Annotated in this window: 28 protein-coding genes; 21 read left to right on the forward strand and 7 right to left on the reverse strand. The window is 39.8% G+C overall.

Annotated elements, in window-relative coordinates; genetic code table 11:
• Positions 1-36: 36 nt before the first annotated feature.
• Positions 37-1,440: an L-seryl-tRNA(Sec) selenium transferase gene (gene selA / locus KH400_RS12415; protein WP_217225001.1), complete on the forward strand. Its 1,404-nt coding sequence runs from the start codon at positions 37-39 to the stop codon at positions 1,438-1,440.
• A 148-nt stretch (positions 1,441-1,588) separates the two neighbouring features.
• Here selA and KH400_RS12420 read toward each other — a convergent pair whose 3' ends face one another.
• A complete protein-coding gene (locus KH400_RS12420) occupies positions 1,589-1,726 on the reverse strand; it encodes a small acid-soluble spore protein P (protein WP_217225002.1) in 138 nt (45 codons plus the stop codon).
• Positions 1,727-1,861: 135 nt separating this feature from the next.
• Here KH400_RS12420 and KH400_RS12425 point away from each other — a divergent pair, with 135 nt between their 5' ends.
• Positions 1,862-2,125: a hypothetical protein gene (locus KH400_RS12425; RefSeq protein WP_217225003.1), complete on the forward strand. Its 264-nt coding sequence runs from the start codon at positions 1,862-1,864 to the stop codon at positions 2,123-2,125.
• Between the two features lie 314 nt (positions 2,126-2,439).
• Positions 2,440-5,163 (forward strand): aconitate hydratase AcnA, encoded by a 2,724-nt coding sequence (gene acnA, locus KH400_RS12430; RefSeq protein ID WP_217225004.1) that lies wholly within the window; start codon positions 2,440-2,442, stop codon positions 5,161-5,163.
• Positions 5,164-5,288: 125 nt separating this feature from the next.
• Here acnA and ymzB read toward each other — a convergent pair whose 3' ends face one another.
• Positions 5,289-5,633: a protein YmzB gene (gene ymzB / locus KH400_RS12435; protein ID WP_217225005.1), complete on the reverse strand. Its 345-nt coding sequence runs from the start codon at positions 5,631-5,633 to the stop codon at positions 5,289-5,291.
• 185 nt (positions 5,634-5,818) lie between these two features.
• On the opposite strand from ymzB, the gene ypzF reads away from it, so the two are divergent.
• From ypzF to KH400_RS12460, 5 genes are all read left to right on the forward strand, one after another.
• A complete protein-coding gene (ypzF, locus tag KH400_RS12440; RefSeq protein WP_217225006.1) occupies positions 5,819-5,965 on the forward strand; it encodes a protein YpzF in 147 nt (48 codons plus the stop codon).
• 22 nt (positions 5,966-5,987) lie between these two features.
• A complete protein-coding gene (locus KH400_RS12445) occupies positions 5,988-6,197 on the forward strand; it encodes a DUF1657 domain-containing protein (RefSeq protein WP_217225007.1) in 210 nt (69 codons plus the stop codon).
• Positions 6,198-6,287: 90 nt separating this feature from the next.
• Positions 6,288-6,989, forward strand: coding sequence for a YetF domain-containing protein (locus KH400_RS12450; RefSeq protein ID WP_217225008.1), 702 nt, complete (start codon positions 6,288-6,290; stop codon positions 6,987-6,989).
• 132 nt (positions 6,990-7,121) lie between these two features.
• Positions 7,122-7,250, forward strand: a complete 129-nt coding sequence (locus tag KH400_RS12455; protein WP_217225010.1) for an FbpB family small basic protein — start codon at positions 7,122-7,124, stop codon at positions 7,248-7,250.
• Between the two features lie 107 nt (positions 7,251-7,357).
• The gene (locus KH400_RS12460) at positions 7,358-7,498 is read left to right on the forward strand and encodes an acid-soluble spore protein N (RefSeq protein ID WP_217225012.1); all 141 of its coding nucleotides are present in this window, start codon (positions 7,358-7,360) and stop codon (positions 7,496-7,498) included.
• Positions 7,499-7,726: 228 nt separating this feature from the next.
• Here KH400_RS12460 and ligD (KH400_RS24070) read toward each other — a convergent pair whose 3' ends face one another.
• Genes ligD (KH400_RS24070) through ku form a run of 3 tightly spaced genes read right to left on the reverse strand, consistent with a single transcriptional unit; the run spans position 7,727 to position 10,430 of the window.
• The gene (ligD, locus tag KH400_RS24070; protein ID WP_246589541.1) at positions 7,727-8,647 is read right to left on the reverse strand and encodes a non-homologous end-joining DNA ligase; all 921 of its coding nucleotides are present in this window, start codon (positions 8,645-8,647) and stop codon (positions 7,727-7,729) included.
• Positions 8,614-9,585 carry a non-homologous end-joining DNA ligase gene (gene ligD / locus KH400_RS24075; RefSeq protein ID WP_312889154.1) on the reverse strand — a complete coding sequence of 324 codons (972 nt, stop codon included), beginning with the start codon at positions 9,583-9,585 and terminating at the stop codon, positions 8,614-8,616. The genes ligD (KH400_RS24070) and ligD (KH400_RS24075) overlap by 34 nt, the downstream gene beginning before the upstream one ends.
• Positions 9,585-10,430, reverse strand: coding sequence for a non-homologous end joining protein Ku (ku, locus tag KH400_RS12470; protein ID WP_217225013.1), 846 nt, complete (start codon positions 10,428-10,430; stop codon positions 9,585-9,587). The genes ligD (KH400_RS24075) and ku overlap by 1 nt, the downstream gene beginning before the upstream one ends.
• A gap of 636 nt (positions 10,431-11,066) precedes the next feature.
• Between ku and KH400_RS12475 the strand changes: the two genes are divergently transcribed.
• The gene (locus KH400_RS12475) at positions 11,067-11,516 is read left to right on the forward strand and encodes a VanZ family protein (RefSeq protein ID WP_246589543.1); all 450 of its coding nucleotides are present in this window, start codon (positions 11,067-11,069) and stop codon (positions 11,514-11,516) included.
• A 38-nt stretch (positions 11,517-11,554) separates the two neighbouring features.
• On the opposite strand, the gene KH400_RS12480 is transcribed toward KH400_RS12475, so the two are convergent.
• Positions 11,555-12,193: a TVP38/TMEM64 family protein gene (locus tag KH400_RS12480; RefSeq protein ID WP_217225014.1), complete on the reverse strand. Its 639-nt coding sequence runs from the start codon at positions 12,191-12,193 to the stop codon at positions 11,555-11,557.
• Positions 12,194-12,445: 252 nt separating this feature from the next.
• Between KH400_RS12480 and KH400_RS12485 the strand changes: the two genes are divergently transcribed.
• The 12 genes from KH400_RS12485 (at position 12,446) to KH400_RS12540 (ending at position 22,749) form a co-directional block, all read left to right on the forward strand.
• On the forward strand, positions 12,446-14,062 hold the full coding sequence (locus tag KH400_RS12485; RefSeq protein ID WP_217225015.1) for a CopD family protein: 1,617 nt from the start codon (positions 12,446-12,448) through the stop codon (positions 14,060-14,062).
• A 95-nt stretch (positions 14,063-14,157) separates the two neighbouring features.
• Positions 14,158-14,310 carry a hypothetical protein gene (locus KH400_RS12490; RefSeq protein WP_217225016.1) on the forward strand — a complete coding sequence of 51 codons (153 nt, stop codon included), beginning with the start codon at positions 14,158-14,160 and terminating at the stop codon, positions 14,308-14,310.
• Positions 14,311-14,578: 268 nt separating this feature from the next.
• Positions 14,579-14,797 (forward strand): hypothetical protein, encoded by a 219-nt coding sequence (locus KH400_RS12495; protein WP_217225017.1) that lies wholly within the window; start codon positions 14,579-14,581, stop codon positions 14,795-14,797.
• Positions 14,798-14,915: 118 nt separating this feature from the next.
• Positions 14,916-17,258 (forward strand): AAA family ATPase, encoded by a 2,343-nt coding sequence (locus KH400_RS12500; protein WP_217225019.1) that lies wholly within the window; start codon positions 14,916-14,918, stop codon positions 17,256-17,258.
• Between the two features lie 45 nt (positions 17,259-17,303).
• Complete coding sequence (locus tag KH400_RS12505) at positions 17,304-17,732, forward strand: acyl-CoA thioesterase (protein WP_217225021.1); 429 nt, start codon at positions 17,304-17,306, stop codon at positions 17,730-17,732.
• A 61-nt stretch (positions 17,733-17,793) separates the two neighbouring features.
• Positions 17,794-18,030, forward strand: a complete 237-nt coding sequence (gene tlp / locus KH400_RS12510; RefSeq protein ID WP_438821115.1) for a small acid-soluble spore protein Tlp — start codon at positions 17,794-17,796, stop codon at positions 18,028-18,030.
• Between the two features lie 274 nt (positions 18,031-18,304).
• On the forward strand, positions 18,305-18,691 hold the full coding sequence (locus tag KH400_RS12515) for a hypothetical protein (protein ID WP_217225026.1): 387 nt from the start codon (positions 18,305-18,307) through the stop codon (positions 18,689-18,691).
• 82 nt (positions 18,692-18,773) lie between these two features.
• On the forward strand, positions 18,774-19,082 hold the full coding sequence (locus tag KH400_RS12520) for a hypothetical protein (RefSeq protein ID WP_217225029.1): 309 nt from the start codon (positions 18,774-18,776) through the stop codon (positions 19,080-19,082).
• A gap of 72 nt (positions 19,083-19,154) precedes the next feature.
• Positions 19,155-19,979 (forward strand): NAD(+) synthase, encoded by an 825-nt coding sequence (gene nadE / locus KH400_RS12525; protein WP_217225179.1) that lies wholly within the window; start codon positions 19,155-19,157, stop codon positions 19,977-19,979.
• A 148-nt stretch (positions 19,980-20,127) separates the two neighbouring features.
• Positions 20,128-20,661 carry a DUF4352 domain-containing protein gene (locus KH400_RS12530; protein WP_217225031.1) on the forward strand — a complete coding sequence of 178 codons (534 nt, stop codon included), beginning with the start codon at positions 20,128-20,130 and terminating at the stop codon, positions 20,659-20,661.
• Positions 20,662-20,704: 43 nt separating this feature from the next.
• The gene (locus KH400_RS12535) at positions 20,705-21,571 is read left to right on the forward strand and encodes a PHP domain-containing protein (RefSeq protein ID WP_312889155.1); all 867 of its coding nucleotides are present in this window, start codon (positions 20,705-20,707) and stop codon (positions 21,569-21,571) included.
• A 197-nt stretch (positions 21,572-21,768) separates the two neighbouring features.
• Positions 21,769-22,749, forward strand: coding sequence for an HD-GYP domain-containing protein (locus KH400_RS12540; RefSeq protein WP_217225033.1), 981 nt, complete (start codon positions 21,769-21,771; stop codon positions 22,747-22,749).
• Between the two features lie 70 nt (positions 22,750-22,819).
• Here the strand turns inward: KH400_RS12540 and KH400_RS12545 are convergent, their stop codons facing one another.
• Positions 22,820-23,500 (reverse strand): reverse transcriptase-like protein, encoded by a 681-nt coding sequence (locus tag KH400_RS12545; protein WP_217225035.1) that lies wholly within the window; start codon positions 23,498-23,500, stop codon positions 22,820-22,822.
• Between the last annotated feature and the right edge of the window lie 139 nt (positions 23,501-23,639).

Genomic DNA, 23,639 nt, shown 5'->3' on the forward strand with positions numbered 1-23,639 from the left:
ACTAAAAGTGAAATGAACAGAAAGGTGGTTAATCATTTGAATAGCTATTTGCGCGAAATCCCTCCCATTCATGAACTTCAGCAAGATCCGCGCTTTCAATCGTTACTTGAGGAGGCACCATTTGGCCAAGTGACAAAATCATTAAAAGAAGCGGTTGACCAAATAAGGAAAGAGATATTAACAGGTGATTGGGATCAACAGAAGCATCAATACCTCAAAGAGCGGCTTTTTGCTGAAGTAGAAACGAAAGTGAATGAATTATCTCGTTATCACTTGCAGCGAGTGATTAACGGGACAGGAACGATTTTACATACAAATCTAGGTCGGGCACGCCTTAGTGAAGAAGCGATCCGCCAAGTGAATCTCACCGCCGCCAATTATTCTAACCTTGAATATAACATCCAAAAAGGATCACGCGGGTCACGACATGATGTGATCGAATCAATCCTAACAGAAGTAACGGGAGCTGAAGCGGCAATCGTTGTCAATAATAATGCCGCTGCTGTTTATCTCATTTTAAAAGCACTTGCCTCAGACCAGGAAGTTATCGTTTCAAGGGGACAACTGGTTGAAATCGGTGGATCGTTTCGGGTCTCCTCAATTATGGAGGAAAGTGGTGCGAAGTTAGTGGAAGTGGGTACAACAAATAAGACCCATCTTTATGATTATGAACAAGCCATCACTGAGGATACGGCGATGATTATGAAGGTCCACACCAGTAATTTTAAAACGATTGGATTTACCGAATCGGTAGATATCGAGGAGTTAGTAGATGTACGAGCGAAACATGAAGGGCTCATTCTTTATGAAGACTTAGGGAGTGGGGCACTCTATGATTTCCGCAAACATCACATTGGTGAAGAGCCAACGGTTGCTGAAGTTTTATCAAAAGGAGTTGATCTTGTCTCGTTTAGTGGCGACAAGCTGTTAGGAGGGCCACAAGCAGGCATTATCGCGGGTAAAAAAGAGTTGATTAAGCGACTGGCTAAGCATCAGCTTGCGCGTGTATTGCGCGTAGATAAAATGACATTGGCCGCGCTTGAGGCAACCTTGAAGGCTTACGTGTATGGCGAAGAAGCGTTGAACCGCATCCCTGTCGTCAGAGCGGTATTGACCTCGGAAACGGAACTGAAAGAACGCACCCAACGGTTTGTTGATCAGCTCGATCAAAAGGTTTGGCAGTGGCAACTTGAAAAAGGAACATCACAAGTTGGTGGAGGGACAATGCCAGATGTTGAGCTTCCGTCCGTGCTTGTCCACCTTAGGCATCCTAGTCTAAGTGCTCAACAGCTATTTGATCGTCTACGTCTCGGAGAACCGGCGATTATTTGTCGATTAAAGGATGATGATTTAGTCATTGACCTTCGTACAACCACGGAAGAAGAAGTACAGATCGTCGTACAAGCCCTTGACCAGATAAATAAAGACTGTCTCAGCTGAGCGCCTCTCTTTTCTTGTCATAGAGAAGCAGTCACAGTTGAGACAGCCTCTAATAAAACGAGTTATCCTGAGGGCACTGAAAAGGTGAATTTCACACTTTTTCAGTGCCCTTTACTGAATTGGCCTGCCTGTTACTTTTTCAGCAGTCTCATCCTTCGCCGTTCGTTTGACTTACATGGTTACGCTTTTTAACTTTTTTCGACCCGCTTAATGGTTCGGGCTGCCCAGGGTTTTGTCCTTTTGGCGCGTTTTTGCGTTGGTCTTTATACGTGTTATGTTCAGTCATTTTTAACCCCTCCTTTATCGTTAGTATGAGTCAATCAACATAACTTATGCTCTCGCCAATCATTGGTTTGGATGGCGTATAGTTTTTAGATGAAAATAAAAAAATAAACTGAAGGTGATTTTAGGAGGGAAAATTATGAACAAACCATACCAAAAAGACAAACAGCAAGCATTCCAAGCTGCTCAACAAGCTTTTGTTCGTGCTCAAGAAAGCACGAATACGATTGAAGAATATAGTAGCGAGTTTGGTCATCAATTAAAAGATGCAGAAAAAAGCATTGATCAAGCTGAACAAATGATATTAAATGCACTAGAGGTGGCCTCTGAACATCAACGTCATGAATTAAAATCGTTTCAAAACGAGTTATTTTTGCTAAAGGATCAGCTTGAACAAAAATAATTCATTACAAAATCCCGTGTTTTACTTCCAAATGGTCAATGAAAGCACGGGGTTTTCCTATTTATAGGCTCGTGGTTTACAATGGTATTTACTTTGGCCGCGGTAGGGAACAATCATCTTTTTTTCAAAAAATTATAAAAATCCATTTATTCTTTGTGAAAGTTTTGCTATTCTTAAATAGGCAAGTGAAGGAAAGAGAAATATTAAGCGCTTTCTGCTTCGTATTAGCAAAGATTCATTTTTTCGATTTGTCGTAATTTTTTTCGACAATTTTAAAAAAATGGGTTAAGATAGTACTAGAGGAGGGTATACATATGACAAATCAAAAAGATATTTTTAAGTCTCGTTCATCCTTTACAGTGGATGGTAAGAAGTATAACTATTATAGTTTAAAAGCACTTGAAGAGGCAGGGGTAGGGAAAACTACAAAACTTCCTTATTCTGTAAAGGTTCTGCTAGAATCAGTCCTTCGTCAGCATGATGGCTTTGTCATTAAAAAAGAGCATGTAGAAAATCTAGCAAAATGGGGCACTAGTGAGCTGAAAAACATTGATGTACCATTTAAACCATCTCGTGTTATATTACAAGACTTTACAGGGGTTCCTGCCGTTGTAGATTTAGCATCACTACGTAAAGCAATGGCTGATCTTGGTGGTAATGCAGATCAAATCAACCCTGAGATTCCAGTTGATCTTGTTATTGACCACTCCGTTCAAGTTGATAAGGCTGGGACTGATGACTCTCTAGATTTCAACATGAACCTAGAATTCCAACGTAATGAAGAGCGTTATAACTTCTTAAGTTGGGCACAAAAAGCATTTGATAATTACCGTGCGGTTCCACCAGCAACAGGTATTGTCCACCAAGTAAACCTTGAGTATTTAGCAGATGTTGTTCATGCTGCTGAAGTTGATGGTGAAGCGGTTGCATACCCAGATTCACTCGTTGGTACAGATTCACATACAACAATGATTAACGGTATCGGTGTTCTTGGATGGGGCGTCGGTGGTATCGAAGCAGAAGCTGGTATGCTAGGTCAGCCTTCATACTTCCCAGTACCAGAAGTTATTGGTGTTAAATTTACAGGATCACTTCCAAGTGGAACAACGGCTACAGATGTAGCACTTAAAGTAACACAAGTGCTTCGTGAAAAGAAAGTCGTTGGTAAGTTCGTTGAATTCTTTGGTCCTGGTCTAGCTGAAATGCCACTTGCAGATCGTGCGACAATTTCTAATATGGCTCCGGAATATGGTGCAACATGTGGTTTCTTCCCAGTTGATGAGGAAGCGCTAAACTATATGCGATTAACAGGACGTTCTGAAGAACAAATCAAGCTTGTTGAAGAATATTCAAAAGCAAATGACATGTTCTATGTACCTGGTGAAACACCTGATCCGGTTTATACAAGTGTTGTTGAAATTGATCTTTCTGAAATTGAAGCAAATCTTTCTGGTCCAAAGCGTCCACAAGATTTAATTCCACTTTCAGAAATGCAAGAACAATTCCAAAAAGCTGTTACTGCTCCACAAGGAACACAAGGCCTTGGCTTATCAAAGGATGAGTTTGATAAAGAAGTAACGGTGAAATTGGCAAACGGTAAAGAAACGACAATGAACACAGGTGCGATTGCGATTGCAGCAATCACAAGCTGTACGAATACATCAAACCCATACGTATTAGTTGCTGCAGGTCTAGTAGCGAAGAAAGCGGCTGAAAAAGGATTAAATGTTCCTGATTACGTAAAAACGTCATTAGCTCCTGGTTCAAAAGTTGTTACAGGATACCTTCAAAATTCAGGCTTATTGCCATACCTTGAGCAATTAGGCTTTAATATTGTTGGTTACGGCTGTACAACATGTATCGGTAACTCTGGACCATTAGCTGATGAGCTTGAAAAGGCGATTGCAGACAATGACTTAACGGTCACTTCTGTACTATCAGGTAACCGTAACTTTGAAGGTCGTATTCACCCACTAGTAAAAGCTAACTACCTAGCTTCACCTCCTCTAGTTGTTGCTTATGCACTAGCTGGAACGGTCGATGTGGACTTAAATAACGATTCATTCGGTAAGGATAAAGACGGTAACGATGTTTACTTTAACGATATCTGGCCAACAGCTGATGAAGTTAAAGAAGTTGTTCAAGAAACAGTTACACCTGAATTATTCAGAAATGAGTACGAAGATGTATTCAGAAGTAACCCACGTTGGAATGAAATTGAAACAACAGATGATGCGCTTTATAAGTGGGATGAAGATTCTACGTATATTGCAAACCCACCATTCTTTGAAGGGTTATCAAAAGATCCAGAAGAAATTAAACCGCTATCAGACCTACGTGTGATTGGTAAGTTTGGTGATACGGTAACAACAGACCATATTTCTCCTGCAGGTGCGATTGGAAAAGATACACCAGCTGGTAAGTATCTCATTTCTAAAGGTGTTGAGCCAAAAGACTTTAACTCCTATGGTTCACGACGTGGTAACCACGAAGTGATGATGCGCGGTACATTTGCGAACATCCGTATTCGTAACCAAATTGCGCCAGGAACAGAAGGTGGATTTACAACGTATTGGCCAGAAGATAAAGTAATGCCAATCTATGATGCGGCTATGAAATATAAAGAAAACGGAACAGGCCTTGCTGTTATCGCTGGTAAAGATTACGGTATGGGAAGTTCTCGTGACTGGGCAGCAAAAGGTACAAACTTACTTGGAATCAAGACTGTTATCGCTGAAAGCTATGAGCGTATTCACCGTAGTAACTTAGTGTTAATGGGTGTGTTACCGCTACAGTTTGCTGAAGGTGACAGTGCTGAATCACTTGGTCTAACAGGTAAGGAGTCATTTGAAGTACAAATTACCAATGATGTACAACCACGTGATATGGTTAAAGTTGTTGCTACTGATGCTGACGGTAAGAAAACAGAATTTGAAGCACTTGTGCGATTCGATAGTGAAGTTGAGATTGACTACTATCGTCATGGTGGTATCCTACAAATGGTGCTACGTGGCAAATTAGAAAAGGCGAATGCATAAGTCTTAGAAAAAACAGTTCCTCGTGCTGCGAGGAACTGTTTTTCGTTCTTAGATTTAGAGTTTATGGCTTATAGATGTAAGGATCCTTCCCGTTAAGTTTTGTCATCTTTTTATGTGTTGGAGTATTATTGGTTTTTTAAAATATATGTGGCGCGATCGGTTTTAATCGTTAAAAATTCATTTGATGCTTCAAATGATAACAACTGCTTTAGAGGGAGTTCGTAACTATTTAGCGGCAACTGAGAAGTTCCATTATGATTTAAGACGGTTCCGATTCCTTTTAATTCGATTGTATAGGGGTCGACATAATCATCCTCATCGTTAGGTTGTTGTACAACCGCTACATCCTCTAATGACATCGTATTTTTATCGATATCATTTTTTTCTTCTTTTTCAATAGAAATATCTGAACCTTTCCATTCATTTAACGTATCAAGTAGTGACTCGATTTGTTTGTTTTTTTCTGACAACGAACACAGCCCCTTTCAATCACTTCTATTTCTATACTTTGCTTTTTGAAAGCAATTCATACATAGCTTTTTCACTGAACTTTCCATGAATCATGAATGGATTTCATGAAGTTTCAATTATATTTTTTCTATAGTAAGCCACAATATAAATGCTTACAAAAAAATCTTGAAAGTGAGGCTTACAAATGGGTAGACAAAAGAAGGGCAATCCAAATGCTCAAAGAAATAATAATGCAAAAGCACAAGGAAAAAAAAATAATCATCCTGATACAGAGTTTGCTTCTTATGCTGAAGTAGAAGCTGAGAAGATGAGCAGAGAAAATAAAAAATAAATGTTTGAAAGGAGACGTTCCATTGACAGTTCAAACACAAGTTCAACAAGCGATAGCTTCTGCTCAAAGTGTACAAGCAAGTTTGACACAGTTTGCATTAGAAACTGGAAACCAAATGGCTAAGCAAACCTTTCAACAATTAGCTGAACAACAAAAAAACATTGTGACCCAATTGGAAGGACGTTATCAGCAAATTCTTGAAGAAGAACCGCAATTTAATCAAAATCAGTGAGAATAAGAAATGAAAACCCAAGAGTATATGTCTTGGGTTTTCATTAGTCCTAGCTACATATGTTTTTCTGTGTGAAACGGAGGGATCATCTTGTTTGACTTTTGGACAGGGGCAGAGGATTTACCTGTATACGGGTTTTTGTTACGAGCCGCTATTGTATATGTGTACGTCTTTGTCATGGTTAAGATATTGGGACAACGTTCGATGGGGACGATCAGTCCGCTTGACTTTATTTTTGGTGTGATTATTGGGGACATCATTGGTGAGCCACTCTCTAGTGGTGACATCCCATTAGGCGGTCCATTTGCTGCAGCGGCACTCATTGCTGGTTTACATTTAGGATTGACGTTAGTTGCATTAAGGACGCCGAGGTTCAGACGAATTATTGAGGATGAGCCACTCGTATTAATTAAGCACGGTAAAATTGATCATAAAGAATTAAAAAAAGCAAAAGTGACGATGGAATCATTGCTTATGGATATGCGTTTGCGTGGGGCATCAGATTTAACGGAAGTCGATTATGCCGTATTAGAGGGGAATGGACAAATCAGTGTAATTAAAAAGAGTGAAAATCAATCACTAACACCGAAAGACATGTTACAAACCCCTCCACCTAAAGGTTATCCAACGGTATTGATACAAGACGGACGAATCATTCATGCAAATTTAAAGCAGGTAGGCACGATTAATTGGTTGAAAGAGCAATTACGTAAGCGTGGGATTCGAAACCACACCGAAGTATTTTTATTAACGATGGATGAAGGTGGTCAAATTTATTTTAGTAAGAAGTAATACATGAAGTAACACATATAGTAGGCGTTTGCATACGCTGAAGTGGTTGGAGTTTTCGAAAAATTTTGCCCTTAATGTATAAAATTCCTTCTAATTAGTAAAACTTAATAAAAAATTAGAGGAGTGATACTTATGAGAAGAGTGAAAAAATTATCGTTTGCAGAATTGGTTAATGAAAATAAACAACAGCTTCTTAATGATCGGGAGGCAATTGAAAAGATTGAAGAACGATTAGAAAAGCGTAGAGCTGATAAAGTCTAAGGTAAGCTGTTGTATGTATCGGTCCATTTCTGGATAGATGCGAAACGATTGCCATGCATAAGTCCCCGCATTTTCGGTGATAGTAAACATAAAGGAGGGGTTACAAGATGGCAAAATCCAAACACGCATTTGATAAATTTCGACCGAATCATTTGGGAACACAACCGCGTGCAAGTGACTCAAATAACGGGAAGAAAATGAACACGAAAGGGAATGCAAACCCTGATTACGTACCACCAAAAGGTTAGATAGATATCAAAAAGATAATGAAGCGAGGATGCTAAAGGGATTGGCTTCCGTAAATTTTCATCAGTTTTGGTGAAAATGGTAGGCTGTACGAAAAGGAGTATCACCTTTTCGTACAGCCTCTTTGAAGTGGAGTAGGAGTGGAGTGCGCCAACAAAGGTGATGATCATTAAAGGGGGCTTACTCACACCGCGTTGGATTGTATGCGGGCAAAAAGTGAATTGGTGAAGTTATGCGCCATGTTCACTGAGCCAAGTAAGAACGTTCGCAAATTGTTGTACCTCTTTACTCTCATGAAAAGATTGAAACGGGCAACCTTTACGTTTGAGTCGAGTTCGAACGACATCGAGGGAAAATTGACGAGGATGCAGGTTTTCGTTGACTTCTTTCCAATCAAGTGGTGTAGCAACGAGTGCTTGATCATTGCCACGACAAGAATAGGGGGCAATGATCGTTTTGCCTTCTGCGTGCTGAACGTAGTCGATATATAGCCGCTTGCCGCGATGCTTTTTTAATCGTTCCGTTGTAAACCAAGCGGTGTTCTTTTTGACTAAATATTCGGCGATAAACGCCGTAAAGCGTCTCGTATCCGCATAGCTAAACTTGTTGTTTTCTAATGGTAGGTAAACTTGTAACCCTTTATTTCCTGACGTTTTGACGTAAGTGATGAGCTGAAGCTTGTCACAAATCTGTTTTAGTTGTAGTGCAGCTTCGACGGCTAGTGAAAATTCGTTTTGGGATGGCGGATCTAAATCAAAGACGATTTCACTTGGGTGTCTGGCATGATAGGGTTGAAAAGGAATGTGGTATTCAATCGCGGCTTGGTTTCCGAGCCATAATAAAGTAGCGATATCATTACAGAGGAGATAGTCAATCCCCTCATGTGTAACCGTTTTGATAAATGTGGGTGCGTAGTCAGGGCAATTTTTTTGATAAAAAGATTCTTTATGAATTCCATTGGGAAAACGGATTACAGTGAGCAATCGTTCATTTAAAAATGGGAGCATGAATGGAGCAACCTCACTTAAGTAGTGTAGATAATCTATTTTTTTAATTCCTAATCGACGCCATAGAAGTTTCTCTGGGTTTGAGATCGATAATTTTTTTCCTGCTACCATTAATTCTGAATGTGCTTTTGTAAATTTTCCCATGTGCAATCCTCCCACTGTTGATCAAAACGAAATTGTACGAAGCGTGGTTCACGTAGTTGTTGTTTATAAATCTCTAAAAATTGTAGTTCAACACAGATGCTCGGTTCAACTTCTATTCGTTGCTTACTTTCTTGTGATTTATTTTTTTTAATAATCTCCGTTAACGCATAGTTTTCCTCTTGTGATAGGCCATGGCTAAAGACCCCGATGGGGGTGAATGTGCCGTTTTTTATGATCGAAACATGAAAGTACCCATTGCTTTTATCGTAGCCACTTAAAATAAAGACGCCGAACTTATAATTTTTAATTTTTAGCCACTGTTTCGTTCTTACACCGGAATGCCAAAAGCTGTCTGTTTGTTTGGCGATGATCCCTTCACCGTTGTGTGTAGTGACCGTTCTCCATATCCGGTCTTTATTTGTTTCATACGGCACGAACTGTAACGTTCTTCTTGATTCCACCTCAACCTCCGTTGGGAATTGTAGTTTCTGGAAGAGAGAAGCTAACCGTTGCTTTCGTTCTAAATAGCGATGCGTTGAGGTTAACACTTCTCCTTGACTAGCGAGGAGGTCAAAGGCCAATAAACAAGCAGGGTGCTTTTTGCTTGCTTCTGCAATGACTTGTTGCTGTTTCACCCTCCCTCGTTGTTGGATGCGTTCAAAGTTTGCTTTATACTTTGAATCAAGAATGCCTATTTCTCCATCGATGACAACAGGGAGTAGAGAACGGAGCTTTTCCTTATAGGAAAGTAGCGCTGTTGTCACCTCAGGAAATATATGATTCAAGCTCTTTTGATTACGACTTAAGATATGGAGTTCTTGCTCGCTGAAATATATGATCGTACGAAATCCATCATACTTTAATTCATAGACCCAGCGTTCCCCTTGTGGGATTGTTTGGGTGAGTGATGGAAGCATCGGTTTCAGTTGCTTAATCACTAGCCTGTTGCCTTTTTCTTACGGGGTGCTTTTTTCTTTTTTGGAGTCTCTGCTTCTGCTTCTGCTTCTGTTTTTGTTGGTTTTGACTTATCAATGCTCGCTTGTAGCGCTTCCATCAAGTCAACAACATTTCTCTCTGGGGCTTCTTGGGCGACCGTACCTTCATTACCTGCAATTTTCGCTTGGATTAATTCCATTAATTTTGAGCGATAGTCATCCGTGTATTTTTCTGGTTCAAAGGTCGTTGATAATTGCTCAATCAATTGGACAGCTGTTTCCATTTCTTTTTCATTCAGTTCGATATCTTCTGGGACACCAGGAACTTGGTTCACTTGGCGAACCTCATCAGGATAATGGATCGTCTCAAGGATCAGTGCGTTTTTGTAGGCGCGAACTGCAGCTAACTGCTCTTTGGAACGAATCGTTATTTTTGCTAAGCCGATCTTACCTGACTGTTCAATCGCATTTTTTAATAGCATGTACGGTTTTTCACCATGTTCGTTAGGGCCGACGAAATAAGACTTATTAAAATAAACAGGATCAATTTCATCTAGTTTCACAAAGTCGATAATTTCAACGCTTTTGTTTTGTTCAGCTTTTAAATTCTCTAATTCTTCGTCTTCGATGATGACATATTTTCCTGGTTCATATTCATATCCTTTGACAATATCATCTGCTGCCAGTTCCTTGCCACAGGACGGACATACTTTTTCATATTTAATCGGTGTGTGACATTCTTTGTGTAGCGAACGCATTTTTATATCTTTATCTTCTGTGGCGGCATAGAGTTTGATCGGGATATGAACAAGTCCAAAGCTTATCGATCCTTTCCACATCGTATGCATCGATTTTCACTTCCTTTTCTAAGGTAGATGTTTGTCGACCTTTCAATGATTTTTGGAATATAGATGTTTTATTATTTTTTCTCTACGTTATAATTACATGAGTGTTATCTTTTTCCTAAGCTACGAGTGAAAATGAGGGGGATGAGAGGAATGGTGAAAAATTTTCATTGTTGTGCCACGTGTGTTCATTTTGATGTGATGAAAACAACGAAGAACACGGTGAGGGTGTGTCGTCGATTAGGGTTTGAAACAAAATCACATTATCAGTTTAATTGCTGGACCCCTAAAGAGAATGTTCAGAAGTTAATCGATAAAGATCAGTCATCTTCAACCGAATGATAAGTGGATCGGTGATATTGGCAAGAAAAGGTGAGGGCAAAAAAACCAAGCATGAACAAGGGTTGGGATTATAAACTAGGACTAGTTCTCAAGGTTGAATATTGGCTATGTTTAAATTGTGAAAAAAACACTTGTCTTATTGAGCGTTTGTGATGATAATTAAGATGGTAGTTGTTGTATTTAAATGGATTGTACTGTTTTATAAATAATAATAAGGAAGTGTTTTCGATTAGGGGGAAATTTTTTTCTTTTTTTAAAGAATGGATAAACACGCCTGTTCGACTAGGGATAACAGTTTTGTTTCTCCTATATATTGGTGTCCTTCTTTATGTAACGTTGTTTGCATGGAATTATGGTGCTTCGCTTGGACCAGAAGGCCCTGGTGGAAGAAATTATAATCTGATGCCTTTTCGAAGCATTTATCGCATTGCTGTCTTTAGTCCGGACATTAGAGATCCGATCCGGATCTTACTTGGTAACGTTATTTTATTTATTCCCTTTGGGTTTTTGATGCCGCTTGTCTTTAAGCCGCGTGCGCGATCGTTTCTTAAAGTGACTGCTCTAGGAATGATGGTGTCGATCTCGATTGAATTGTATCAGTTTTTATTTACGTACCGAGTGGCTAATGTTGACGATGTGATTTTAAATACAACGGGAGCTGCAGTTGGGTTTTGTCTATTTTACATCGGACATCGACTAAAAAAGCGAATCATTGTTATTCCTTCGAATACAAAAAAACCATCCTAAAAAAACGAGCAACCGTGAAAATGTTGCTCGTTTTTCATTTATGAGAGGCCGATTTTGGCATCTGTTCGTTTTTTCCAAAGTCGATAACAAACAAAAACAATCCCAAGAAAGCTACTATAGACAGCAATGGTTGCGAAAATATCACTCGGGTTTGTCAGTAGTGTATTTCCGACAAAAGCGAACAAAAACATCGAAGGGACCTTTCCTAGTGATGAGGCAACCGCATAGCTGATAAAGGTCACTCGACTTAAAGCCGAATAAATATTGACAATGATCGAAGGGATGATTGGGATAAGACGAGTAATGAAAATGGTGAGAAACGCGTTTTTTTCAAATAAAATGGTGATTCTCTCTAACGGTTTATAGCTTCGTAACACTTTGATTCCCCAATCATGATAACCGTACCTAACGACAATGAACATAATGATGGACGCTAGGGACGAACCAATCCAGGTAACAAGAGCACCAAGAGCAGGACCGTAAGCAGCACCGATCACACCTCCGATAATTGGATACGGGATGATCGGAAACAAGGCCATCAGTGTTGCAATCACCGTTGTCATAACAACATAGTCATTGCCACCGTGACGAATCCAATCGAGGAGACTTTCTCCATATAAATAGATGAGGAGACCAATAATGAGATAACTACTTGCGACAATTAATTTTTTGTACATAAGAACTCCTATATTTGTTTTGTTTTTATTCTAGTATACAATGAAAATGACATCATTTACATGAATAAAAGTTGGAATCTGACTCCGTTTCAGAAGTTTCGGTTTTCTGCAAAATTCTTTTCAAGTTATTGCTAGTTTGATAATATATATAATACAAAGTTGTTTAGTAGGAATTATGGTGAGGGGAGAATAAATAATGAGAGTAAAACGATTACTAACGGTCTTTATCATGACTAGAAGGAAGCGGTTGTAATGGTGATCATCAGTGATGCCTTGTTATATGTAAGTTTTTCACTGTTAATGGGGCTTTTGATTTTTGAACTAGTACCACGGAAGTATCGGCCAGCGTTTCGTGTTTCTAACCGGTTTTTCTTCGGTGTTGTAGGCAGTGTTATGGTCCTTACACTGGTCCCTGTTATTTCTGTTACTAGCTACATTGTCCATCAGTTTGAGGCTAACTTGTTTCATACCTTTCAACAAATCTTGTTTTCTTACTCGATCGGGCATGCGTGGCTTGTAGTGATGTTGTTTTCATGTCTCCTACTGTTTACTAGGGCAAGATTGAATCAAGCTCAAGTGCTCATCGTTCGCATTTTGCCGCTCATATGTGCGATCGCTATCGTTTTTGCAGCCAGTTGGGCAAGTCATGCTGCTTCATTAGAACCTTTGTATGGATTTTTGGCTAATAGCCTTCATTTCCTTGCAGTTACGGTATGGATTGGAATTATGCTCGTGGTCAGTTGGTTTAGTACGACAGATGAACGGTGGCTACCATATCTACGCTGGTACACGCCAGTGGCTATTAGCTGTGTTGCTATAATCATACTTTCAGGGTTTGCCTTAATGTCGTTGATCACACCAGAATATGTGAATTCATGGGTATTAACGTATGGGCAGCTGTTACTGCTAAAACATTTACTGTTTATCCCTTTGTTGATGTATGGATTAATTAACGGCTTTTTGATGACTCGAAAGTTAAAACAAATGCCGACATTTAGTCCAAAGAAGTGGTTGCGAGCTGAAGCTGTGATTGCTCTGGCTGTTTTTGTTGTCACGGCGGTCATGACGGAACAAACGCCACCACATGACGTTGCAAGGACGTTACAATTTGAACAGCCTTCAGCGTTGTTTTTAGTATTTCATGAGTTAAATTATGGTGATCAATTTACGATCGGTTTATCAAGTCTCTCTATTGGCTTTATGGTGCTAGCCGTTATTCTTTTAATGATGATCATCCGACGCTTCAAACGAAATGGATCGGCACGTTTAAGTCTCGTTCTTACAGCTTGCTTTCTTTTATCAAGTTACACAGCAGTGATGACAAGTGTTGAATCATCAACGTTGATTAGTGATGATAGCCGCTATGAGACAATGGAGGATGCAATTAGAGAAAGTGTTGCAGGTGAACCGAATGTTTTGCAGAGTCAGCCATATAAAGAGCGATATACGGTTGTCTTATATGAAGTCAACCAAGAATTATTAGTCACTGAATTGCTACTCAATGACCAGGAAAACGGAGGCTATTACCGTTTGCAGGATTCGACCTTAACTGTTGGTGGAATTCCGATTTCTGAATCTGACCACAAAATTCGAACGTTTAAACTTGAAGGTGGATTATGGGTTGGTGATAAGGACTATACGTACGTGACGATCGGGTTTGTTAATGAACCTGCGCATGTGGCTGATGTTGTTATTCATTATGAAGGCGCAAAAGACGAGGTAGAGATCATCAACCAATCGTTCCTAAATATTGCGACTGCCAACGAGGAGTGGGACCCCAATCACCCGATTGAGTTTGTCTCCTCTGATGGAGAAGTGATCGGAGGTTATATGAGAGGGGTTATGGAGCAAGGTGTATATTGTCATTAGAAATTTGTCGACAAAAAAGTTGTTTTAGATGTAGGAATTTTCTCTCTTTTCTATAATATATTGCTTACAAGTGAAAAGAAAAGGGGAGTGCTACAATGGAAGCTAGTGATGCTCGTATTAAAAAGTGGTTGGTCAGTTTAGGGGTCATCTTTTTCATTGCCTTATTCACCTATCAAAATGAAGAAGACCCCATTCAACTCCCTACTCATTCAACAACACAAGTCGAATATGAAATGTCTAGTGATTAGTTATCTATAAACGAAGTGTTATCAAGCGAAAAGGGCTTCCCTTAAAAAAACGGTATTCACCCTACCTACATGAGGTGAGCCGTCTTTAATAGGGATTAGGCTCTTTTTGCGCTCTAGGAGTTATAGAGCGGGATGAATGAGGAAATAATGGAAACAAGCAGATGTTGAAGATTTGTCGATTTTGTGAATGATTTGACGTACGAAATGAATTGTATTTGGAAAACTTTTAACGTAAAATTATTGCAATGAAACAAGAAGGAGGTATTAAATGGAATTTAGCTATTCGGATATGTCAACTCATGAGATTATTGCGTACTACAAACGAGTGAAAAATTACCTTGATCAAGGCTTTCGGGCTGAAGGATTACGAGATGAGCTCGTTGTCATTTCCAACACGTTTAAGGAAAAAGAAATGGATGATAGCCAGAATTCATTCTCAAATTATTTAGCGGAAATCCATCAATATCTATTAACGATTAGACATTAGGCAAGAGAGCTCCTTTGAAAGCTTTCTTGTCTTTTATTTTTGGAAAGAACGCATCGTTAATGATAAAATAAAGGATAGAGGATCTAAGAGAAAAACAGCAGCTAGGTTGGTGGTAACCATGATGAAAGATGAACAAATCGATGTTAAAGTGATAGAAGAACAGGTACATAAATGGGAAAAACATCGCCGAACATTTAATGAGGCAAAAGCGATGCGTTATCTGAATATGCTCGAAAAACTAGAGTCGAGCACAACTGAAGAGCAAAGCAAACAGAAGCGAATAAAGGTATCGCTATTGAGCTTGATGGCGTTTTCGAGATATGAACGCACGCATTTGGTTGATGATATGATCAATAGTTGGATGGATGAGGCGTTTCGTGTTGATGGTCACCATCATCTAGCGAATGAGCTTTTGTTAAGAATCAATGAAGACTTTATTCAAGCTGGATTGCTGCCAGAGCAATTTCCACAAATTAGAGAGACCGATCATGCGTCTGCGAAAAAAAAGCTAGCCAATGATTACTTGCAAATTGCGAATACTTTTTTTACAAAGGTACCCCTGTACCAAGAGAAGGTAGATCAAGCGTTAGCAGCGGCCAAGCGAATCGATGATCAGGAAAAAATAGAACGTTTCCAGACGATGAATGCGCTCTTAGCAGAAATGAAGAAGCCATTGATGCAAATTGTCAAAGCAACAGAATCGTACTCTGATTCGATGACAGGGATTTTTTATTCAGCATCTCAACTTAAAGAGATTAAAGCCGCGATTGAAACCATTGAATCACTCAAACTAAAATGGAATGAGCTGACTCCAACGGAAACTTCTGAACGTGAGGAAGACCCAAGCTCGTTAACTGAACTAGACCAGATGATTGGTTTAGAGCCTGTGAAAGAACGTGTACATCGACTCTATCATTATTTGCGTTACCAAAAAATTAGAAAAGAAAAAGGCTATATGTTAACCGATGATATTAGTTTACATATGATCTTAACCGGAAATCCAGGTACGGGAAAGACGACGTTAGCCCGGTTACTTGCGAAAATTTATTATGAACTAGGCATGTTACAGCGTCCAGAAGTATTGGAGGTTGATCGCTCGCAACTCGTTGGTGGCTTTGTTGGGCAAACCGAAGAAAATACAATCAATATCATAAAAAAAGCCGTCGGTGGTGTTCTCTTTATAGATGAGGCCTATAGCCTTAAACGAGAAGGGGCTGCAGGTAATGATTATGGACAAACCGCGATTGATACTTTAGTGTCGGCGATGACTAGTGGGGAGTACGCGGGGACGTTTGCCGTTATTTTAGCAGGCTACCCAGAAGAAATGCGCCAATTTTTATGGGCGAACCCAGGACTCAGAAGTCGTTTTCCAGAAAGTAACCATATCCATTTGCCGGATTATAGCCTACCAGACTTAATTGATATTGCTGAAAAGGCGGCAATTGAAAATGATTATACCTTTTCTGATCAGGCGTTAACAGAATTAAAGAAACGAATTGAGAAGGAACAAGTCGATGAAACGTTCGGTAATGCCCGTACCGTGAAAAATATTGTTCTTGATGCAATCTTTAAAAAAGGGTCACGGGTGTCGCTTGATGAAGAGCTGCAAATGAATGATTTTACAATGCTAGAAAAAGAAGATGTCAAAGAAGATGATGGACAAAATGAGGGTTCAGCGATTGATGAACTTAATCAACTCGTAGGGATCGACGATGTCAAAAAAGAAGTTCAAGGGCTAGTGTCATTTGTCAAAGTCCAGCAAATGCGTCGTGAGAAGGGATTGCCGGTTGTTCCTGTCCAACTGCATTCAACCTTCACTGGTAATCCAGGAACGGGAAAAACAACCGTAGCAAAGGTGTATGCAAAGATTTTAAAAGAGTTAGATTTGTTGAAACGAGGTCACTTGATTGTTACCGGGCGATCTGATTTAGTTGCTGGTTACGTCGGTCAAACCGCGATCAAAACAAAAAATAAAGTCCGTGAAGCGCTTGGCGGTGTCCTCTTTATTGATGAGGCTTACGCATTAGCCTCTGGCGGTGAAAAGGACTTTGGTAAGGAAGCCATTGATACACTAGTGGAGGAAATGACCAAGCATAATGAAAACCTTGTTGTTATTTTAGCTGGTTATGAGGATGACATGCAAAAATTATTAGCTAAGAACCCTGGTTTTACGTCTCGGTTCAAAAAACATTTACATTTCCCAGATTTCTCAACGGACGAAATGATTGAAATTATGCTTGGGTATGCAAAAACGTATGGTTATCAATTAAACGAAGACGCTTTAGTGTATATTCGTGATATCGTTGCAGGGAAAACGATCAATTCAAATGGCCGTTACGCAGTTGATGCGATTGATAAGGCGATTTTAAATCATTCGCACCGGGTGCTGGCAGACGAATTGACGGATGAGGAGGCAACCCTTACGACGTTAGTGAAAAGCGATTTCGTAGAGGCACTATAAGTCTTTTGCAAAATGACGATAATGATCATTAGGGGGAACACAGCAATGGATAACTATTTTGTATCAACTAGGGATATTCAAGTTCTGTATGCGGATACGGACATGATGGGTGTGATTTATCATGCCAATTACTTGAAATATTTTGAATTAGGTAGAGCAGCATTGATGGAAGATCTAGGCTATAGTTATGTAGGGATGGAACAATCCGGCTATTTTGCACCAGTTTATGATGTGCAAGCCGTTTACAAAAAACCGCTTCGCTATGGCGACAAGGCTGTTGTTAAAACGTGGGTGGAGAGCAACGACGGTGTCAAAACGGTGTACGGTTATGCAATAGTAAACGGTGATGGTGAACTCTGTGTAGAAGGCTCAACCACTCATATTATCGTAAGAAAAGATACATTTAAACCGACCGCTTTTAAAAAAGTATTTCCGGAATGGTTTCAAACATATGAAGAGATTAAGAAAAAATAAAACGTTCAAACCCGATCGTATAGCATCCGTTGTTTGATATAAACTAATAAAAAAACAAGGGGTGAAGCGATTGACACACCACGATAATCGTAAAAATAATGTAGAACGACTTCAACAAATGCGTGAAAATACGATTCGAAAAATTGATGAAGCTGCCGAGCAGTTAGAGACAGCTGGGCTAACTGAAGAAGAACGCGAGCAGCTACTTGCAAAAAATCAGCGAAGAGAAGAAAGTATCGCAGCCTTTGAATCCGAAATTGCTGATGAACAAAAGGCTCGTGAGAATGGCGAAATTTAATGTTTTGAAACAAGAAAGCAAGGTACGGGTCCATCTTCCGGCCTTGTTTTTTTACGTATATATCTCCTTTATCCTTGTTAATCCTCCTTGATTGGACATTTCTTATGTCGCTTTCAGTAGTGTAAGTAAATATTGTGCAAAACGTTGTCGTTAAGCTGGTGAAAACTAGACCGTTTTAGACAATATCTATCGCAGGATTTTTTTTAATCGTAAGGAAATCAAACATAGAAGCTGAAAGCAGATGAAAAATAGGGTAAAGTGAGGGTGAAAAATCATGAGTACATTGTTTTCAGGGAGAAGTCGATTAGAAAACCAACTCTATCATATAAAAAAGCAAATGCAGTCTAATAACCCTGAGATTCGTGAATTGGCGATGCAAACATTTGCGGAAATGGTTGAAAGAGATGTAAAAAAAGAGAAAACGATCGTAAATCCGGTCAAGAAGCGAATGAAACGCCGTAAACCATCAACCGAAGAAAGGAATGAACAGAAGTCATTGAACCAACAGGAAACAAAACAGGAGCCCGGTTCTTTTGAACAGACTAGCGATGAGCTCGCAACAGCACAAGCAGATCGTGATGTGATGTATAAAATTAGAACATTACAAAAAGAAAAACAAAGTCGACTCCAAAAACGAAAAAAGCGTTGGTTTCTCCTGTGAGAGGAATATTTATGCTGGGTACGCCTCTTTATGATAAAATAGAAGGAGTAAGCAGGTGTACACAAAGGAGAGAATGACCAACATGGCTTTTGGCATTACAAGACAGGAATTAAATGAATGGAAACAGGCCTCACGGGAAGGGCAGATTGCTTTTTTGACTCATTACTGGCTCCACCCAAAAGATCCTACAATTCAAACGGTTACAAAGGTAGCATGTGCTGACTTAGATGAATTAGTGAAGTGGGGGAGCCGTTATGGGCTACGAAAAGAATGGATTCATAGACGTCCGTCTTATTCACATTTCGACTTAATTGGTGCCAAACAGATTGAGGTCTTACATAAGGAACAATTAACGGATCATATCAAGCGTTTTAACATGACGACCGATTGATCGTACCATTTCGCAACGTTCATCGGCACCATTTATAAAAACAATCGAAGCAATCATGGAGGGAAAAAAGTGATTCAAAAACAAATTATAGCTGACTTACATGTTCAACCAACCATTGATGCAAAAGGTGAAATCCGAAAACGCGTGAATTTTTTAAAATCATACCTGACTTCGACTGGGGCCAATGGGTATGTACTTGGCATTTCAGGTGGGCAGGATTCGACGCTTGCCGGAAAGTTAGCTCAAATGGCTATTGATGAATTAAATGAACAAAAGGAAAACTCTTACCAATTCATTGCCGTCCGTTTACCTTACGGTGAGCAACAAGATGAACGTGACGCACAAGATGCGATTGTGTTTATCAATCCAACGAAACAGGTGACGATTAATATTAAGCCTGCAGTGGATGCAGCTTATCAATCGTTTTACGAGGCTGTTGGTGAACAGTTAACTGACTTTAATAAAGGGAATACGAAGGCGCGTGAACGGATGAAAGCCCAATATGATGTAGGGGCACATGTTGGTTGTCTTGTGATTGGAACTGATCATGCCGCTGAAGCGATTACTGGATTTTTTACAAAGCATGGGGACGGGGCGTGTGATGTTGCGCCGTTATATGGGTTAAACAAACGTCAAGGGAAGCAATTATTAATGGAACTAGGCTGCCCTGAACATCTATACACGAAAGCCCCTACAGCTGACCTAGAAGATGACAAGCCAGGGTTACCTGATGAAGTGGCGTTAGGAATGACGTATGAACAGCTTGATGATTATATGGAAGGTAGTAACGTACCTGAAGCCATTGTTGAAAAAATTGAGACACGCTATAACAAAACCGAACATAAACGGAGGTTACCTGTTACAGTGTATGATGAGTGGTGGAAAGAAAATCGTTGATTCGTAAATGAGCCTATGAAATAAGGCTCTTCTTTTCTCATGGATATCACAAATGAAATGGGTATAAACAGGTGTAGGCATACATAGAGTAGGGAGTGTCTGTCTAGAGGCAGCAAGATTGACGTTCATGAACTGGGAGAGTGGAAGGATGGTATTACAAAAAAAAATCGTTGCTTTGCTTGTCTTATCAATGATTTTAAGCTTTATGCTTGGGTTTTATTTAGGGGGACATTCACCGAAAGATACAGATGCACGAGGTGAGTGGACGGCTAAGCCAGCTAGTAGTCAGGCGGATGTTTTTAATATTGGTGATACGGTATTTATCAATGGTTTGCATGTAACAATTAATGATGCTCGTTTAGAAGAGAGCGAGGCGGGTTCGGTTGAAGAACATATTGTCATTGTTGATGTTACCATTGAAAATACGACTGATCGCATTCATGAGATTTCTCGCTATAATATGACGTTGATTGACGATCAAGGGTATGGTCATGAACATGAGTCGAGAATTAATACGAAGGGCGTATTAGGAGGTCAACTACATCCGGCACGGCAAATGCGTGGGGAAATTGCCTATCTTGTCCCGTCATCAAGTGGATATGAGTTTGTTTATACCGATCATTTACGAACAGGTCAGATTGTTTGGGAGTTAGATCCTAAACGATTGCTTGAAGATCAGTAGAGATGCTACAGTTAGGTACGAAAAGGTGCAGGAGTTGAGTGATGTGAAACATACAGAGAAAAATACAGATTTACATATGCATTCGACAGCTTCAGATGGTGGGTATTCTCCATCTGAATTGATGAAAAAGTGTGCGGGTGTTGGGCTTTCAGTCGTGTCATTAACCGATCATGACACGATGGATGGTGTTGAAGAGGCGATCACAGCGGCAGCGGATGAAGGGATACAAGTCATTCCCGGAATTGAATTCTCGACCAAGTATAAGGGTATTAGTGTCCACGTGCTAGGTTATGGTCTTGATTATCGAGATCGAGAATTAAAGCGTATGCTAGCTGAGCAAAGGGAGATGCGCAGGAAACGACTTGATGTGATTCTCGAAAAATTGGCAGCACAACAGATTTCTCTACAAGCAGAGGATGTTTTAGAGTTTGTCGATGGAGGTAGCATTGGTCGTCCTCATATTGCGAAAGCGTTAGTTAAGCATGGATATGTGAAAGATGTGGCTGAAGCGTTTCAGCTATATTTAGCAGAGGATAAACCGTGTTACGTTGCCAAAGAACGGGAGATGACACCAACAGAAGCGATTGAGTGGATTCATAAAACAAAGGGTGTCGCGATTCTCGCTCATCCTGTCTATTATGGTCTTGATGAGTATATTGAAGGTTGGGTCGTGAATGATCGGTTAGATGGGGTTGAAGTCTATCATCGCGATCATTCTCCAGAAGATGCGAGGCATTATGAACAATTGGTTGAAGGGATCGAGCAAAAACATCATGTTCGTTTATTGAGAACCGGTGGATCTGATTTCCATCACGAAGATTATGGTCGCGTGCGAGAGCCGTTAGGTGTGACCCGTATTCATAATCAGTTAGCGGATCTACTTATTAAGGAAATGAATGAACGAAAATAAGTGTAGAGGCTGTTTTAAAAGGTGGACCTTTCTTTTAGAGCAGCTTCTTTTATGTCTTTGGGTTGTAACTTTCTTCCTATAACTTTTTTACCTTTCATGGTAAAATGGTTTGGATGTGGAGTGGAACCTGCTTTATAGATGTTCCTTATCATAAACGTTTGCGTTTTTCGAAAAAATTAAAGTGTGGTGTTTGTTTAGTGAGAGTGATAGAAATTTCAGATTACAATTACAATACAATGGAGCTTGCCAAGCCAATCTATGATCAAAAAGGACGAATATTATTAGCAGCAGGTAATGCTATTCATCCAAAATACTTGCAAAAGTTACTAGAATTAGGGATTACATATGTAGTGGTTGAGGATACTTCCTCTAGAGGGATTACCCTTGATGAAATGGTTGATATGCCGACATGGATCGATGCGATCAAAACTGTACAACAAGCATTTGAACAAGTAGAGAAACAAGCTCCGATACCAATAAAGGACATCCAAGTAACAGCTTCGAAGCTATTACAGGAAGTAAAGGTCAGAAAAGCCGTTTTGCTAGTCCCTTCTACATCAACAGCAAAAGAAATCCAGCCATACGCTCATGCTGTCAATGTAGCATTAATTGCGTTACAGATGGGTAAACAGCTTCAATACAATGACATTCAGCAACGTGATTTAGCGATTGGATGTTTATTGCATGACATCGGTAAAGCTGTGACGAGCGATGAAGCAAAGCATCCCTTTGAAGGGTTTACAATTCTTCGAAGTATTCGTGAGTTTAATTTATTATCGGCTCATATTGCCTACCAGCACCATGAAAAAGTAAATGGAACTGGTTACCCTAGACAGTTAAAGAAAGATGAAGTATTAGAATTTGCTCAAGTGTGTAGCGTTGCCAATCGCTATGAACAACTACTATCTATAGACCGAGTTCCACCATATGAAGCTGTAGAAAAAATCATGAGCTTAACGGATGTCGATTATAAACATTCGGTTGTGAACAGCTTCTTCAAAGGTGTCCCTTCGTATCTTCCAGGTACTAGTGTACGCTTAAGCACAGGGGAAACTGGAATTGTTACACGCATTAATTCACATTTGCATCGACCTTGTGTACGTGTAGAGGAAACGGGTAAGGAGTTATCTCTAGCGGACGATCCTACGATTTTAATTAAAGAAGAGCTTAACGCCTAGGCGTAATAGAAACCATAGAGAGGTTGGTACAAAAGGTTGGTTTTTACCTTTTGTACCAGCCTCGATTTAACTAGTTTTGTCCCGATTCCTTTTCATCAATTGTAAGATGACTTGCAATTGGTGTTCCTTCTAACGCTTGTGAAGCCAGGCGGTCTGCCTCTTGATTTTCCTTTCGAGGAATAAGTATATAGTTTGGAGTTAATCCGAGCGTCTTCAATTTTTCTTCAATTCGGTCGAGCCAACGGTTCAAATGTTCTTCATAGGTTGGCCACTCACCCGTCAACTGATTAAGTACGACCTGTGAATCTCCTTTTATGGTTATGTCTGTATGGTGTACCTCGAGTTCTTCCAATTCGAGGAGAAGTAGCCACAAAGCCGCATATTCCGCTTCGTTATTCGTTTCAATTTCCTCAAAGCGATCATTTTTACGAATCCGATATGACTTCCCATCTTTTTCATAATAAATGACTGTACCAAGGCCGGCCGTATGAGTTTCACGATTGTGTCCACCATCGAAGTAGGCTGTAATCGCATGAGGCTCTGTCTCGATTTGTTCGACAAGTTTTTCGAGCTCCTTTTTGAGCCACTGCATTCCTGTTGCATCGTAGAATTCTAGCGATTTCACTCGTCCGGTTCGTTCAATGTCGCGGTAAAAGAATAAAGCTTCTTCAGGCGTGACGTAATCCGAAAGGAAACGCATCCGTTTTTTACCTCGGACGGGCTGATAGACCCATTCAAGCCGCACTTTCATATAAAAAACACATCCTTTGCTTTGATCATTTTCTAAAAAAATATAAACATATAAATTGCGAATAGTCAAAAAACATGTTACCTTTAATAATTAACAGGATGGATCGAATCTAAAAAAACTATGATATAGGCGTTTTAGC

The sequence above is a fragment of the Desertibacillus haloalkaliphilus genome (assembly GCF_019039105.1).
Classification (GTDB): Bacteria; Bacillota; Bacilli; order Bacillales; family KJ1-10-99; genus Desertibacillus; species Desertibacillus haloalkaliphilus.

Excerpts from the sequence above, each read along its gene's own strand:
- KH400_RS12530 (WP_217225031.1), top strand. The coding sequence starts at position 20,128 with ATGGTATTACAAAAAAAAATCGTTGCTTTGCTTGTCTTATCAATGATT.
- KH400_RS12460 (WP_217225012.1), top strand. The coding sequence starts at position 7,358 with ATGGCAAAATCCAAACACGCATTTGATAAATTTCGACCGAATCATTTG.
- acnA (WP_217225004.1), top strand. The coding sequence starts at position 2,440 with ATGACAAATCAAAAAGATATTTTTAAGTCTCGTTCATCCTTTACAGTG.
- KH400_RS12545 (WP_217225035.1), bottom strand. The coding sequence starts at position 23,500 with ATGAAAGTGCGGCTTGAATGGGTCTATCAGCCCGTCCGAGGTAAAAAA.
- KH400_RS12485 (WP_217225015.1), top strand. The coding sequence starts at position 12,446 with ATGGTGATCATCAGTGATGCCTTGTTATATGTAAGTTTTTCACTGTTA.
- KH400_RS12490 (WP_217225016.1), top strand. The coding sequence starts at position 14,158 with ATGGAAGCTAGTGATGCTCGTATTAAAAAGTGGTTGGTCAGTTTAGGG.
- ligD (WP_246589541.1), bottom strand. The coding sequence starts at position 8,647 with ATGGGAAAATTTACAAAAGCACATTCAGAATTAATGGTAGCAGGAAAA.
- KH400_RS12520 (WP_217225029.1), top strand. The coding sequence starts at position 18,774 with ATGGCTTTTGGCATTACAAGACAGGAATTAAATGAATGGAAACAGGCC.
- KH400_RS12480 (WP_217225014.1), bottom strand. The coding sequence starts at position 12,193 with ATGTACAAAAAATTAATTGTCGCAAGTAGTTATCTCATTATTGGTCTC.
- ku (WP_217225013.1), bottom strand. The coding sequence starts at position 10,430 with ATGCATACGATGTGGAAAGGATCGATAAGCTTTGGACTTGTTCATATC.
- KH400_RS12505 (WP_217225021.1), top strand. The coding sequence starts at position 17,304 with ATGGATAACTATTTTGTATCAACTAGGGATATTCAAGTTCTGTATGCG.
- KH400_RS12420 (WP_217225002.1), bottom strand. The coding sequence starts at position 1,726 with ATGACTGAACATAACACGTATAAAGACCAACGCAAAAACGCGCCAAAA.
- KH400_RS12455 (WP_217225010.1), top strand. The coding sequence starts at position 7,122 with ATGAGAAGAGTGAAAAAATTATCGTTTGCAGAATTGGTTAATGAAAAT.
- KH400_RS12425 (WP_217225003.1), top strand. The coding sequence starts at position 1,862 with ATGAACAAACCATACCAAAAAGACAAACAGCAAGCATTCCAAGCTGCT.
- ypzF (WP_217225006.1), top strand. The coding sequence starts at position 5,819 with ATGGGTAGACAAAAGAAGGGCAATCCAAATGCTCAAAGAAATAATAAT.
- KH400_RS12515 (WP_217225026.1), top strand. The coding sequence starts at position 18,305 with ATGAGTACATTGTTTTCAGGGAGAAGTCGATTAGAAAACCAACTCTAT.
- KH400_RS12495 (WP_217225017.1), top strand. The coding sequence starts at position 14,579 with ATGGAATTTAGCTATTCGGATATGTCAACTCATGAGATTATTGCGTAC.
- KH400_RS12500 (WP_217225019.1), top strand. The coding sequence starts at position 14,916 with ATGATGAAAGATGAACAAATCGATGTTAAAGTGATAGAAGAACAGGTA.